General features: G+C 66.7%; 10 protein-coding genes and 1 pseudogene. 1 reads left to right on the top strand and 10 read right to left on the bottom strand.

Features of this window, described 5'->3' with window-relative positions; all coding sequences use genetic code 11:
• Positions 1-45: 45 nt before the first annotated feature.
• Positions 46-936 (bottom strand): glycosyltransferase family 2 protein, encoded by an 891-nt coding sequence (locus tag VGU65_RS00055; protein ID WP_327472110.1) that lies wholly within the window; start codon positions 934-936, stop codon positions 46-48.
• Positions 937-1,060: 124 nt separating this feature from the next.
• Entirely contained in the window at positions 1,061-2,218 is a 1,158-nt protein-coding gene (locus VGU65_RS00050; protein WP_327472109.1) for a right-handed parallel beta-helix repeat-containing protein, read from the bottom strand.
• A 420-nt stretch (positions 2,219-2,638) separates the two neighbouring features.
• On the opposite strand from VGU65_RS00050, the gene VGU65_RS00045 reads away from it, so the two are divergent.
• Positions 2,639-3,796 carry a glycosyl hydrolase family 28-related protein gene (locus VGU65_RS00045; protein ID WP_327472108.1) on the top strand — a complete coding sequence of 386 codons (1,158 nt, stop codon included), beginning with the start codon at positions 2,639-2,641 and terminating at the stop codon, positions 3,794-3,796.
• 104 nt (positions 3,797-3,900) lie between these two features.
• Here VGU65_RS00045 and VGU65_RS00040 read toward each other — a convergent pair whose 3' ends face one another.
• From VGU65_RS00040 to VGU65_RS00005, 8 genes and pseudogenes are all read right to left on the bottom strand, one after another.
• Positions 3,901-5,070 carry a glycosyltransferase family 4 protein gene (locus VGU65_RS00040; protein WP_327472107.1) on the bottom strand — a complete coding sequence of 390 codons (1,170 nt, stop codon included), beginning with the start codon at positions 5,068-5,070 and terminating at the stop codon, positions 3,901-3,903.
• Positions 5,071-5,119: 49 nt separating this feature from the next.
• Positions 5,120-6,229 carry a right-handed parallel beta-helix repeat-containing protein gene (locus tag VGU65_RS00035; protein ID WP_327472106.1) on the bottom strand — a complete coding sequence of 370 codons (1,110 nt, stop codon included), beginning with the start codon at positions 6,227-6,229 and terminating at the stop codon, positions 5,120-5,122.
• Positions 6,226-7,683 (bottom strand): asparagine synthase-related protein, encoded by a 1,458-nt coding sequence (locus VGU65_RS00030; protein ID WP_327472105.1) that lies wholly within the window; start codon positions 7,681-7,683, stop codon positions 6,226-6,228. Before VGU65_RS00030 ends, VGU65_RS00035 begins: the two co-directional genes overlap by 4 nt.
• Positions 7,684-7,847: 164 nt before the next feature.
• Positions 7,848-9,329, bottom strand: a complete 1,482-nt coding sequence (locus VGU65_RS00025) for an asparagine synthase-related protein (RefSeq protein WP_327472104.1) — start codon at positions 9,327-9,329, stop codon at positions 7,848-7,850.
• A 117-nt stretch (positions 9,330-9,446) separates the two neighbouring features.
• Positions 9,447-10,493 (bottom strand): EpsG family protein, encoded by a 1,047-nt coding sequence (locus tag VGU65_RS00020; RefSeq protein ID WP_327472103.1) that lies wholly within the window; start codon positions 10,491-10,493, stop codon positions 9,447-9,449.
• A gap of 5 nt (positions 10,494-10,498) precedes the next feature.
• Complete coding sequence (locus tag VGU65_RS00015) at positions 10,499-11,422, bottom strand: glycosyltransferase family 2 protein (protein WP_327472102.1); 924 nt, start codon at positions 11,420-11,422, stop codon at positions 10,499-10,501.
• Between the two features lie 14 nt (positions 11,423-11,436).
• A complete protein-coding gene (locus VGU65_RS00010; protein WP_327472101.1) occupies positions 11,437-12,654 on the bottom strand; it encodes a polysaccharide pyruvyl transferase family protein in 1,218 nt (405 codons plus the stop codon).
• A 134-nt stretch (positions 12,655-12,788) separates the two neighbouring features.
• Positions 12,789-12,990: pseudogene (locus tag VGU65_RS00005) on the bottom strand (hypothetical protein); the annotation flags it as partial.

Genomic DNA, 12,990 nt, shown 5'->3' with positions numbered 1-12,990 from the left:
TGGCTTCCATGCATGGTGGCTTGGAGTTCCGGACATGAGTGGCCGCTACGCCTGGCCATGGGAGGTAGCCAGCCGGCGCAGATGGCGCATGCGGCGCAAGAACTGCAGGCGCATCTTGTTCGCCATGCCGGCGGCGCTGGCGTAGACGTACTCTCGGCGGGTGAGCAGCCCTTCCCGCACGAGCTTGCGGCGCAGCAGGCTGCGGCCGCGGTGGACTGCCGCAAAATCGTCGCTGAGCCCGACCTCGCCGTCCTCTCGCCGGTTGGCGATGGCCAGGGCCTGCTCAATCTTGGCGCAGCGGTAGCCGGAGAAGACGATCTGCGACCACAGCAGGTAGTCCTCCGAGCGCCGGTAACCGACGTCGAATCGGTATGGCAGGTCGCGCCGCAACACCACCGACGACGTCGGAAAGGGATTGCGCACCAACAGGGTGCGCCGACCCACGATCTGCGCTTCCGCGGGCAGGTGGGGTTCGGGGGCGGGCGTGCCGCGGGTACGCACCGGCACCTGGTGCGCGATCAGCGCTATGGAAGGATCCGCCTGCAATGCCGCCATCTGAAGCTCGAGCTTGCGGGGTGCCCAGGTGTCGTCGGCGTCGAGCAGGGCGATGTATGGCTGCTGCGCCTGCTCCCAGCCGACGTTGCGCGCCAGCGAGGGGCCGCCATTGGCTGGCAGCGCGATCACCTTGATCCAGTCGGTGCCGTAGGCGGCCGCGACGCGGTGCAGGGCGGCCAACGTCTCGGCCCCGCTGGCGTCCTCCACCAGCAGGACTTCTGCCGGCGGCAAAGTCTGCGCAGCGATCGAGGCGACGGCCTCCTCGATGGTTTTCTCGCAGCGATAGCAGGGGATCACCACACTTACCGGTGCCCTCGTTACCGGCACACGCTCCGCACCGGGAGCACGCGGGTCCAGAGCAGCCTGGGTCACTGTGTTCATGGGCCAGCCTTCGCGAAGTAATCGACCTAGGATTGTTCGCAAGGGATCAAGGCACCGTCAAAGGATCGAGCAAAAAAAAGGGCAGCCAGCGGCTGCCCCGGGGAAAAACCGACTACGGCAGGACTTACTGGGCGTAGGTGTCCAGGTTGGGGTTGGAATAGAAGTTGCCGGAAACCGAGATGCTGTAGGTCTGGGCGCCCAGCTGCAGGTCGCGGTTCAGCGCGCTCTTGGTGTTGGTCGGCGAGACGTAGCGGGTGCTGTTGGCCTTGAGCGTGTTGCCGGTGATCGACACGTTGTTGGTGGTGCCGCTCACGCCGATTCCGGCCAGGCCGTTGTTGTTGGCGTTGTTGCCGACGAAGGTCAGGTAGTTCGAGTTGATCGCCAGCGCGCCGAAGCCGCGGTTGCCGGTCAGCGTGTTGTTGGCGAAGGTGATGTCCGAGATATTGGAATGCAGCTCGATGCCGTTGCCGTTGTTGCCGGAGAACACGTTGTTCTCCACGCGCACGGCGCTGACCGGGCCTTCGGTCTGCGGCTCGATGTCCATGCCGGACTCGGGCAGCGTGCCCTTGCTGTTCTTGAAGGTGTTGCCCACGATGTAGACGTGCTTGGAGGGGGCGATCGTGATGCCCTGGCGGCGGTTGTTGCTGGAGGTCACGCCGGTCACGGTCACGTAATCGGAGAGCACCTGACTGCGGCTGGTGGTGATCGCGCCGATCAGGATGCCGTCACCCCAGAAGTTGGAGACCTTGACCTGCTTGACCACCACGTTCTGCGAGCCGGAGATGTTGATGCCGTAACCCCACTCTCCGGTGGTGCCGACGTGCTTGACGCGATCGCCGACCAGGTTGCCGCCGACAATGCGCACGTTGTTGACGTTCCACACCTTGATCAGCCAGTAGCGGCCCTGGTTGTTGGGAATGACTTCCAGCGTGGCCGAGCCTGCCATCAGCAGGCGGGTGTGCGAGCGCATCTGGATCGGCTTGAGCGCGTTGATCATGTAGTGGCCGGCGCCGACGTAGACCGTGCCGCCATCGGCGGGCAGCGCGTTGACGGCCGCCTGGAAGGCGGCGGTGTCGTCATGCACGCCATCGCCCAGCGCGCCCAGGGTCCTGACGTTGATGGTGGTATTGCCGGTGACCGTGGCGGGCATGGTCGTCCACCAGTCGGCCGCGAAGGAGGGCGCGGCGGCGAGGGAAAGGGCGGCGGCGGTCAGCGCCAGCGCGAGCGGCTTCTTGAGGGAGCGGACGATGGCGGACTTGCGATTCTGGATGAAGGTATTCATGGCAACCGAGGGTCTCGAGTGTTTGTCGGGTAGGGGCTTCGTTCACGCGAAGCTCACGCAAAAAATGCGCGATCGTCACGCGGCTAAGCAAGCTCGACAACAGCACCCGATCGGCGATTCCATGACAACGTTGGCAAAACATGCAGGGAACGCCAACTTCATGTGAAGAAGGCGAAACGACGTCCGTCACATTAGTTGGCGCTGGGCACACACACAGGCGCCTGCTCAGATCCGACCGATCCACGCGAACGGCCCTCTCCGCGCACACGTCACAGCAGGGGCGTGTTGAGGCGCGCGCGGACGCAACCGCGCGGCCTGTCGGGATCTACATGAACCAAACCCAATGGTCGAGCTTGTTAGACCCGGTGAAGGTCCTGCATGGTCCACGTCACTTTCACGTGACGAGAAGGTCAACCCCTGATGATGAAACTACACGACACCCAGTTCTCGGCTAAGTCGGCCACCGCCAAGCGCACGTTCTCCCCGAAGAAGTCCTTGATGATCGCTATCGCTTCGCTGGGCCTGTCTGCCGTGGCACTTCCTGCTGCAGCTGCCAACTGGTGGAACGCCACGCCGTCGCTTTCGATCGGCTCCACCACCATCAACGTCAAGAACAAGGGTGCACGCGGCAACGGTTCGCACGACGACACCGCCGCCATCCAGGCCGCCGTCAACGCCCTGCCTTCCAGCGGCGGCACGGTCTATATCCCGGCGGGGCGCTACATGGTCAACGCGCTCAAGCCGATCCAGATGCGCTCCCACACCCGCCTCAAGCTCGACCCCTCGGCGGAACTGGTGGTGATCCCCAACAGCGCCATCCGCTACTGGGTTGTCAAGGTGTGGAACGTCAACAACGTCGAGATCGTCGGCGGCAAGATGACCGGCGACCGCTACAGCCACCGGGGCCGCAGCGGCGAGTGGGGTTACGGCATCAACGTTTCCGGCTCCAAGCACGTGCTCGTCCGCCAGGTGCAGCTGTCCAACTTCTGGGGTGACGGCCTGTTCGTGGGCGCGATCACCACCAGCCGCAGCCAGGTGCTCTCCGACTACGTGACCCTCAACGGCGTGACCTCCAGCAACAACCGCCGCCAGGGCCTTTCGATGGGTCCGGCCAACCACGTCTACATCGTCAACAGTACCTTCAAGAACACCAAGGGCACGCTGCCCGAGGCCGGCATCGACATCGAGCCGCAGAAGGAAGGTCCGGTGCGCACCGTGCGCCTGGAGAAGAACACGTTCTCCGGCAACAACGGCAACGGCATCGAGCTGCACGACAACATTTCCGACATCACCATCATCAACAACACGCTCAGCGGCAACCGCGGCTTCGGCGCCCTGTCGATCAGCGCGCCGTACCTGAACATCACCGGCAATTACGCGACCCGCAACGGCCTGGCCGGCGTGGGCCTGAGCGGCATCACCCACAGCTCGTCGGTGCGCGGCAACAAGCTGCAGTTCAACAGCACGCGCTACATCTCGCCGACCCGTGCCGGCGGCGATTCCAACCGCGACATCCAGGTAGGCGCCAAGACCTACTCCAACTCCGTGGGTGGCAACACGCTGACGCCGCGCAAGTAAGGCGACCGCGTCCGCCGGAAAGGCCGAGAGGGCCAATCCGGGCAGCATCACGCCGGGGCAGGAAACTGCCCCGGCGTTTTTTCTGGGCCCAGAAGATGCGGCGGCTAGGAAACCGGCCGGGCGAAGGACACGCCCGGCGTGTCGGCGCCCAGCAGCCGCTCGTAGACGTCGAGGGTGCGCTGGATGACCATCCGCTCGTCGAACTCGCCTAGCGCCTTTTCGCGCGCCTTCGCGCCGAGGCGAGCCAGCAGTTCGCGGTCATCATCCAGCCGCGCGACCAGCTCGGCCAGGGCGTCGGCGTTGCGCGGGGGCACCACCAGCCCATCCGTGCCGTGCCGGGTGACCACCTCGCGGCAGCCGGGCTGGTCGGTGGTGATAAGCGCGAGCCCGGCGGCGGCACCCTCGATCAGGCTCTTGGGCACGCCTTCGCGGTAATAGCTGGGAAGCGCCATCACGTCGATGGTGGAAAGCAGTGCAGGCATGTCCTCGACGTGGCCGAGCCAGGTGATCACGCCCTCCTCGGCCCAGCGCTGCACCTGCTCCGACTTGACCGAGCGCGGGTTGCCGTGATCCGGCGCGCCGGCAAGAACGAACTCGATGTCCCGCCCCTGCGCCTTGAGCCTGCGCGCGGCTTCGACGTACTCGCCTATGCCCTTTTCCCATAGCAGCCGGGCCGCGAGCAGCACGCGCAGCCGGCCGTCACGACCGGACATCGAACTGGGACGGAAGCGCGAGGTGTCCACGCCCGAGCTGCGGATGACATGAATGCGGTCCTCCGCCACCAGCCGCGAGCGGCGGAAGATTTCCGCGTCGTCCGGGTTCTGCAGGACCAGCAGCGAGCGGCGGTGGTCGAGCGAGCCACGCATCATCGCCTGCACCAGCGGACGCAGGCAGCGCGCCTTGACGCTGTTGCTGGTGAACACGTAGCCCATGCCGGCGACCGCGTTGACGGTCGCCGGCACCCCGGCCAGCCGCGCTGCCGTGCCGCCATACACCGCGCACTTGACGGTGAAGTTGTGCAGCAGGTCCGGCTGCTCGCGACGCAGCACGCGCACAAGGTGCTTGAGCGTCATCGCCTCCCGCAACGGGTTGAGACTGGCGCGGTCCATCGGCAGCGTGATCCAGCGGAACCCGCGCGCGGCGAAACGGCCTCCGAAGGGGCCGGGCGGGGAGAGCATCACCACCTCGTGGCCGTCGGCCTTTAGCCGCTGCGCGGTGGACAGACGGAAGTTGTACAGGTACCAGTCGGTGTTGGCGTAGAAGACGAATTTCATCGCTTGAGGGTCCCTTAAGCTTTGCTGCTCCAGCCCGCGCGTCGACGCGCTAGGAAGAAAAGGTGTTGCCCGACACGTGTACGTTGGAAGTGGAGTCGTCGATGCGCAGGTCGTTCTTGTGCGAGTCGCCGCCGCCCCGACCGGAAACGAGAGTCTTGAGCGCACGGTGCAGGTAGCGCGTGCTGTTCGACGATAGGGTGTTGCCGGTGATCTTCACGTCACTGGTGTGGCCGCCCAGCGTGATCCCATTCATGCCGTTGCTGGCGATGGTGTTGGCGTCGACCCACAGGTTGTCCATGTCGACCGCCAGGATGCCGTAGCCGGAGTTGTCCCGGATCGTGCACTGGCGAATCACCAGGCCCGTCACGTTGCGGTGGATCTCCAGGCCGCAGCCTTTGTTGCCGGTCAGCGTGCAGCCCTGCACCAGCACGTCGCTGACCTGGCCCTGCCCCATCGGCTCGAAGTCGATGCCCGACTGCGGCTTGGTGCCCTGGGTGTCGCTGAAGGTGCTGTCGAGGATGCGCACCCGCTGACAAGGTCCCAGCGAGAGACCCTGGCGGCGGTTGTTGGTGGCGACCACGCTCTGCAGGGTGATGTCCGAAGCCATCTCCATGCCCGGCCCCCTGCCCTTGGCGCTGATCAGGAAACCGTCGCCCCAGCAGCCGGAAACGTGAGTGCCGGTGACGGTGACGTTGGTCGAGGCGGTGATGTTGATGCCGTAGCCCCACTCGCCTTCGCCAGCCTGGTGCTGGTCGCGCTCGCCGACGATGCGGCCGCCGACGATTTGCACGTTGTCCGCGTCCCATATCTTGATGATGTGATAGCGCTTGAGTGCGTTGGGCAATGCGGTGAGCTGGGCGTCCGGCGCCATCTCCAGGCGCATGTTGGAGCGCAGGTTGATCGCGCGCGAGGCGTCGACCATGTAGTTGCCCGCCGGTATGCGCACCGTGCCGCCGCTGGCCGGCAGCGCGTCGATGGCCGCCTGGATCGCCGCGGTGTCGTCGCCGCTGCCGTCGCCGCGCGCACCCTTGCTGCGCACGTCTATTACGTTGCCCTTTGCGGCAGCCGGCCGCGACACCGGCACCAACAGCGTGGCCGCGGCCAGCGCCAGGGTGTGGCGCAGGAAATTCCGGCGTGGCTTGTCCCCATGGCGGCTCATGCGCGGTCCTCCCATGCAGGCATGCCGGCATCTGCCCGGCTGAGCAGCCAGGGCAGCGTGATCGCCAGCAGGTAGAACTTCGAGGCGAAGAACTTGTTGTCCATTCGGCCGCGATTGACCTCCAGCCAGCGCATCGCGCCGGGAAGCAGGTCGCGCGCCTCGACCGCGAAGGCGTGCACCTGCTCGAAACGCTCGGCGGCGAGGCCGCACAGGTCGAAGCGGAAGCTGCCCTTGGTCTTCACATACGGCAATTCGGCGAAGCGACGCGCGATGTGCTTGCGCACCAGCGGCTTGTTGTGGCCGTCGCGGTCGATCAACTGGGAATCGGGCACTTCGCGATAGACCCACTCGCGCAGCCGCGCGTCGCAGAACGGATAAGCCTGGCGCAGGCCGAGCGCGGTCGTCGTGTACTGGCCCTTGGGGAACGCGGCCGCCGCTTCGGCGATGGCGGCCGAGACGCGCTTGCGCGCCTCGGCCGTGCGCGTGGCTGCCAGCTCCTCGCGGAACACCTGCAGTCGCTGGCGCGACTTCGCTGACACAGGCCGGCCGAGCAGGCGGTCGACCTCCGCATCGCTGAAGCGCGAGCCGGGAAAATAGCGCTCGAACGGATCCATCCCCAGCGTCGCCAGCACGAAGCAGGCCACGAAGCTGCGGTTGATTGGCCGAGCATCGAACAGCCGCGCGGGAAGACGCGCGCTGCGCGCCAGGCGGGTGAGCAGCTTGCGCTTGAGGTCCACCGGCGTGCCGAAATAGATGTCCGAACCCAGGCCGTCGATGACGCCGTCCCCACCAGCCTGCGCGATCTCGGTTGTCAGGTCGGCGTAGGAAAGCAGGGCGAAATCGGCCGACAGCAACGGCATGCGCGGCACCATCGCCAGGTAGCGGTCATACGCCCGCGTCGGCTTGCACACCAGTGCTTCGTGGCGCAGGCCGAGCTGGCGCGCGACTGCACGCGCGGAGGTCACCTCGTCTTCCTCGCGCCCGCCCAGGTAGGTCAGGCAATGCGTGTCCGGCCGCGTCTCCGCCGCGGCGATCGCCAGGGAGGTGGAATCTTTTCCGCCGCTCTGCAACAGCCAGGGCGAATGCATGCCGGCGGTGGACCGGGTGACCGCCTCGCACAGCAGGCGGTGATATGTCTCCACCAGCTTTCCCACGTCCACCGCCTGTTCCGCCGGTCGCGCCGGCGCCGGCGAAGAACGATAGGCGAAGGTGTACTGCGGCGATCCGTGCAAGTCGCGCTCCGGATCGAAGCCGAGGCTGGCGACCTTCACGTCGCGGTAGATCGAATGCGGTGGGTAGACGAAGGCATTGCGCAGAATGTCGGCAATGGACACCGGATCCAGCGGACCGCCTCGCCCGGACAACGGCGTGAAGTCCACCTCCCCCTGGTAGGGCGAGGTACTCAGCTTGATGTGGGGATCGGGCTGCTGCAGTGTGACTGCGGGGGTGGGCATAGCGTCGGCTTCGTCGCAAAGAATCGGGTGTGGGCCATTTGTCGCGCGATGGTCTGCGTCCAGCCCTTCATTTAGTCAATGCAATCCAGATATCAGTGCAGTTGCCATCGGCGGGTGAAATCGCCGGGCTTTCGCGCATGGCGTCCTGCGGCGTTTGCGCCGGTTCACATTGGCGGTGGTTCGACCGGCTTGCCTGTTGGACCTTGCGCCGTCTTCATGCGGTCGAGCAGCCAGGGCAACACTATCGCCAGCAAGTAGAACTTCGACGCGAAATACTTGTTGCATAGCCGGTGGTGGTGGGTCTCCAGCCAGCGCGGCGCACCAGGCAACAGCTGCTGCGCCTGCATAGCGAAGTCATGCACCTGGTCGAAGCGCTGGCGTGCCAGGCCGCAAAGGTCGAAGCGGAACGAGCCCTTGTGCTGCACGTAGGGCAGGTGCTGGAAGTGCCGCGCGATGTGCTGGCGCACCAGCACCTTGTTGGTGCCGTCCGGCGCCATCAGGTAATCGTCAGGCACTTGGTTGAACACCCAGTCGCAGAGCGGCGCCTCGCAGTACGGATAGGCCAGCCGCAGGCCCAGCGCACTGGCGGCATACATACCCTTGCCGAAGATCGCCGCCTCCACGATCGTGGCCGACACGCGGCGGCGCGCCTCCTGCGTCCGGGCCGCGGCGATGTCCGCGCGGAACAGCTCCAGCCGCTGGCGCGACTGATCAGCGACGCGCCGGCCGAACAGCATGTCGACCTCGGCGTCGGTGAAGCGCGAGCCGGCGTAGAAACGCTCGAAGGCATTCATCTGCAGCGTGCCCAGCGCATAGCAGAGCTTGAAGTTGCGCCCCACCAGGCTGGAACGGAACACCCCCGGCGGCAGCCGCAAGCCGCGGGCGAGCAGACCCAGCATCCGCTGCTGCCAGGGTGCCGGCACGCCGAAGTACGGGTCCGAGCCGAGCGCATCGACGATGCCGTCGCCACCGCTGGCGAGGATCTCGGTGGCTAGGTCCGCATAGGAAAGCACGGCGAAATCGGCGGTGAGCAAGGGCATCCGCGGCACCATCGCCAGATAGCGCTCGTAGGCGCGGGCCGGATCGCACACTAGCGATTCGTGACGCAGCCCCAGCCTCCGCGCCACGAGGCGCGCGGAGGCCACCTCGTTCTCTTCCGAACCGCCCAGGTAGGTCACGCAGGTGGTCTGCGGCCGGGCTTGCGCCACCGCGATGGCCATCGAGGTGGAGTCCTTGCCGCCGCTCTGCAGCAGCCAGGGCGAGCGCATCGCCGAGCAGCTGTCGGTCACCGCATCGCACAGCAGACGATGGTAGGTGTCCACCAGTTCGCGCATGTCTACCGCGGACACCGCCGGCCGCGACTTCGCGGCGATCGACTGTCGGGCGAAATGGAAGCGCGGGCTGTCGTGCAGGTCCTGGGACGGATCGAAGCCGGTGGTGGCGACCTTGACGTCCTTGTAGATCGTGTGCGGCGGATAGACGAACGAATTGCGCAGCAGGTCGGCCACCGAGACCAGGTCCAGCGCCGCGGCACCACCCGGATGGTCGGCCAGCGGCGCGAAATTGGGCATTCCCTCATGCGGGGACAGGCCGATCTGGATGCGGCGCCCCGTCGCCGCGGCAGGAACTTCGATGGTGACTGTCATGAGCCCACCTTCATTGGACGCCGGGCGGCTACAACAGGCCGTTGGCGGGTTTGCGACCGGCGCACGCAACTCGCCCGGCCGTGTGGACGCAGCCCGCCCCAAGCGGCGGACTGCGGGTCAGACGACGATGCCGCGGGTCACGTAGTAGTAGAAGAGCCCGGTGGCGGCCAGCAGGCCCAGGCGCAACACGACCGGATTGCGCAACGGCGAAAAACGATTGTCGCAGCAGATCGCCGCCACGATCAGCGAAGCAGACAGCCACGCCGGCAAGAGATAGCGGTTGGAGAACGTGCCCCAGCCGACAGCGAAGAACGGCAGCATGAGCACGAGGTAGATGGCCGTACTGCGGTTGATCCGATCGCGCACCGGCTCGTGCACCAGCGGAGCGACGATGAAGGGCAGCAGATACCAGAACAGCGAGAACACCGCGAAATCCAGTCGCACGCCGGTCTTGTAGTTGGTGCCGCCCTCGTAGGCCATCAGCAGCGTGTACATGGCGGGCACCAGCGCCCTCACCAGCACCATGGTCAGGCCGCTGCAATAGGCGAGGAAGGCGGCGATGCCCAGCGCGCGCTGCAGCTTCGGCTTGAGCAGCAGCACCGGCGCGAACATCAGGTACAGGAACGCCGAGTAGTGGAAGCCGGCGGCCAGCAAGCCCCACAGGACGAAAGCGCGCCACTGCCGCTGGTGAAAGGCCAGCAACGCGGTGAACACCAACAGCGAGGCCAGCCCCTGGCGCACCACGTTGATCGAGGCATTGGACATCACCGGCGAGACGAACAGAAACAACAGCGAGGCGACCAGGAAGGTCATGTAGCTCGTCTCGCTTTGCAGGTAGTCGTGGTAGCGGCGGGTGGCCACCAACACGGTGCCGATCATCACCAGGAACAGCACGCTCTGGTAGGTGGTCAGGCTGACGCCCAGGCCAGCGATGGCTGCGCTTAGGTAATAGAACACCGGCTCGAAGCGGCTCTGTACCAGGCCATGGTGAGTCATCGCCTGGTACAGGCCGGCATACACCGGCGTGTCGGTGCCGATGTCCATGCCGCGGGTACCCACGGCCATGTCGATGAACACGACCAGCGCCGCGACCATCATCAACCCGAGCACCACGCGGGCGTTGGTGCTGGACGGGGTGTCGTTCAGTGCAAGGGTCTGTTCCATGGTGTTCAACTCGTCTGGTCTATAGGGGCGGCTTGTGGACGGGCGGAGAACCGCCGTGCGCGGGTCAGCACGATGCGCCGGCCGTAGCGGAGCAGGCTGAGCGCGTCGGCCGTGCGCATCCGCGGCCAGCTCAAAAGGCCCAGCGCGTGCAGGCTGCGGCGGACGTCGCGGGCGGCGGCGTACATCGCCGGCATGTCGCCGCTTAGGCCCCCGACGCCAAAGGGCGCCTTGTGCCACGAAGCCAGCACCGGATCGATGCGTGCGCAGCGGTGGCCCGAGAGGAGCACCTGCGCCCACAGCATGAAGTCCTCGGCACGGCGGCGGTTCTCGTCGAAGCGGAAAGGCAGGTCGCGCCGCAGCACGATAGACGCGGTCGGGAACGGACTGCCCAGCAACGGAAGCTTCGATGGCAGCACCCGCACCGTGACGGGATGGCGCACCACCGGCGGCGGCTGCGTGCGCGACTGCACGTTCATCGAATGTGCGATCAGCGCGATCTGCGGATCCTCCGCTAATGCCTTCATCTGGATCGAGAGCTTCTCCGGATGCCAGGTGTCGTCGGCATCCAGGAACGCCACGTAGGTCTGGCGCGCATGTGCCCAGCCGAGGTTGCGCGCGGCGGAGGGACCGCCGTTGCGCGGCAGCGTCAGCACCTTGACCCACCCGACCGGATAGCTGCGTGCCACTTCATGCAGGCGCTCGAGCGTGCCGTCGCAGCTGCAGTCGTCGACCAGCAGCACCTCGGCCGGGATCAGCGTTTGCGCAGCCACCGAAGCGACCGCCGGCCCGATCGTGTCGGCGCAGCGATAGCAGGGCACCACCACGCTCACCGGCGCGACCTGCCGCGGCGCGGCAGCCGCGCCGGCAGGGGCCAGTCCGATCGTGCTCTGGCCGATGTGCAGGTTGTCCGTTTCGTTGTTCGCTTGCATGGTTGCTCCGGTAGTCAACACAGGCACTCGGAAATGCGCGCGGTGGCCGCGCGCGCGGCCTGCTGCGATTCGACCAGGCGCTGCCCGAGCAGGTCGCGCAGGGCGTCCTCGCGCTGCATCAGACGCTCCAGCGATTCCCGCAGCGTCCGCGCGGACAGGTTGCGCGCCTGCAGCACCGTTTCCTGGCTGCCGAAGAGGTCGCGATGGATGCCGCAGGCCTTGACGCTGTAGGCGATGGACACCGTCGGCACGCCGCTGGACAGCGCCGCGATCACGGCATGCGCGCGCGCGCCGACGAAGAAGCGCAGGTAACTGATGACGTACTTGGTCTGGGCCGCATTGAAGGTGTTGGGCATCATCCGCACCGCATCCCCCAGGTCAGCCAAGCTCTCCAGCAGCGGCGCCATGTATCGGGCGTCGCCACCTTGCGCGTCGTCGCGCAGTGGGTCGGCATGCGGGATCAGCAGCACGCCCAGCTTGTGCTCCTTCACGGCGTGGCGGATGAAGGCTCCCAGTTCCGCGTGCACGTTCCTGTCGTGCCGCTTGTGCCGCTCGAGCAGGCGGCTGACGTTGAGCCCCAGCACGTGGCCCTCGCCGCTGGGCCAGAAGGGCGTGAGGTCCACCGGCTCCTTGGCGAGCATGAACGAGGGCTCGGCCATGCGGATCACGTTGCGCAGGCCCAGCTTGTGGATCAGGTAGTCGTGGCTCATCGATTCGCCGGTGGCCACGAAGTGCATGCGCGCGAGGTGGCGCGTCACCGGTTCGATGAACTCCGGCTCCCGCTCGAACGGTCCGACCGAGGCGCCCCACAGCATCACCGGCTTGCCCATGTCCATCGCCCAGCCGTCGACGCTCATGATCGGCGTGGGGATGCGGTAGTCGAGCGAATAATTGTCGCCGCCCACGGCGAGCACGGCGTCTACGCTCTCCAGCTGGCGGCGCAGCCAGCGCGGCATGGGAAACGGCCAGCCGGCGCGCTTGATCAGCGGCAGCGGCAGGCTTTGCAGTCGCACCCAGTAGCGCGCCGGCGGCGGCAGGTAGGCCCGCACGAAGCGCACACCGTGCTCGGCGGCGCCTGGCCATTGTGCACTGTCGCGCGCGATGTTGATCGACGGCACCAGCACTTCGACGTCACCGAACTGGTCCCTGAGCAGGGCGACCGTACTGCGCACGATCGCCTCGCAACCTCGGTTGCGAAACGTGCGCTGTCCGGAAAGGTAGAAGCGTTTCACGGGGTGCGTCCTGGCGTATAGGCGAAGTGGCGTACGCGGGTCCTGGTCGGCACGAAGCGGCATCCGCGGATGCCGCTTCGCAAGGGAGCGGCCCCGCCGCCGCCCGGTGGCCGGGCGACGGCGGGCGACCCTGTTCAGGCCGTGGCCGCGGGCCGCAGCGCGGCTGCCGACGGCAGCGCAACCGAAGCCAGCGAGCGCCCGCGCCCGATCCCGTAGTACGCCAACCCCGCCTCCTCCACCTGCGCCGGGTCGTACAGGTTGCGCCCGTCGAACACCGCCGGCTCCTTGAGCGTGGTGCGGATACGCGCAAAGTCCGGCGCACGGAACGCCTTCCAC

It is taken from the genome of Frateuria sp. (genome assembly GCF_035943815.1).
Taxonomy (GTDB): Bacteria; Pseudomonadota; Gammaproteobacteria; order Xanthomonadales; family Rhodanobacteraceae; genus Frateuria_A.
The sequence above is the reverse complement of the archived record's forward strand: the minus strand, read 5'-3'. Positions and strand labels throughout refer to the sequence as shown.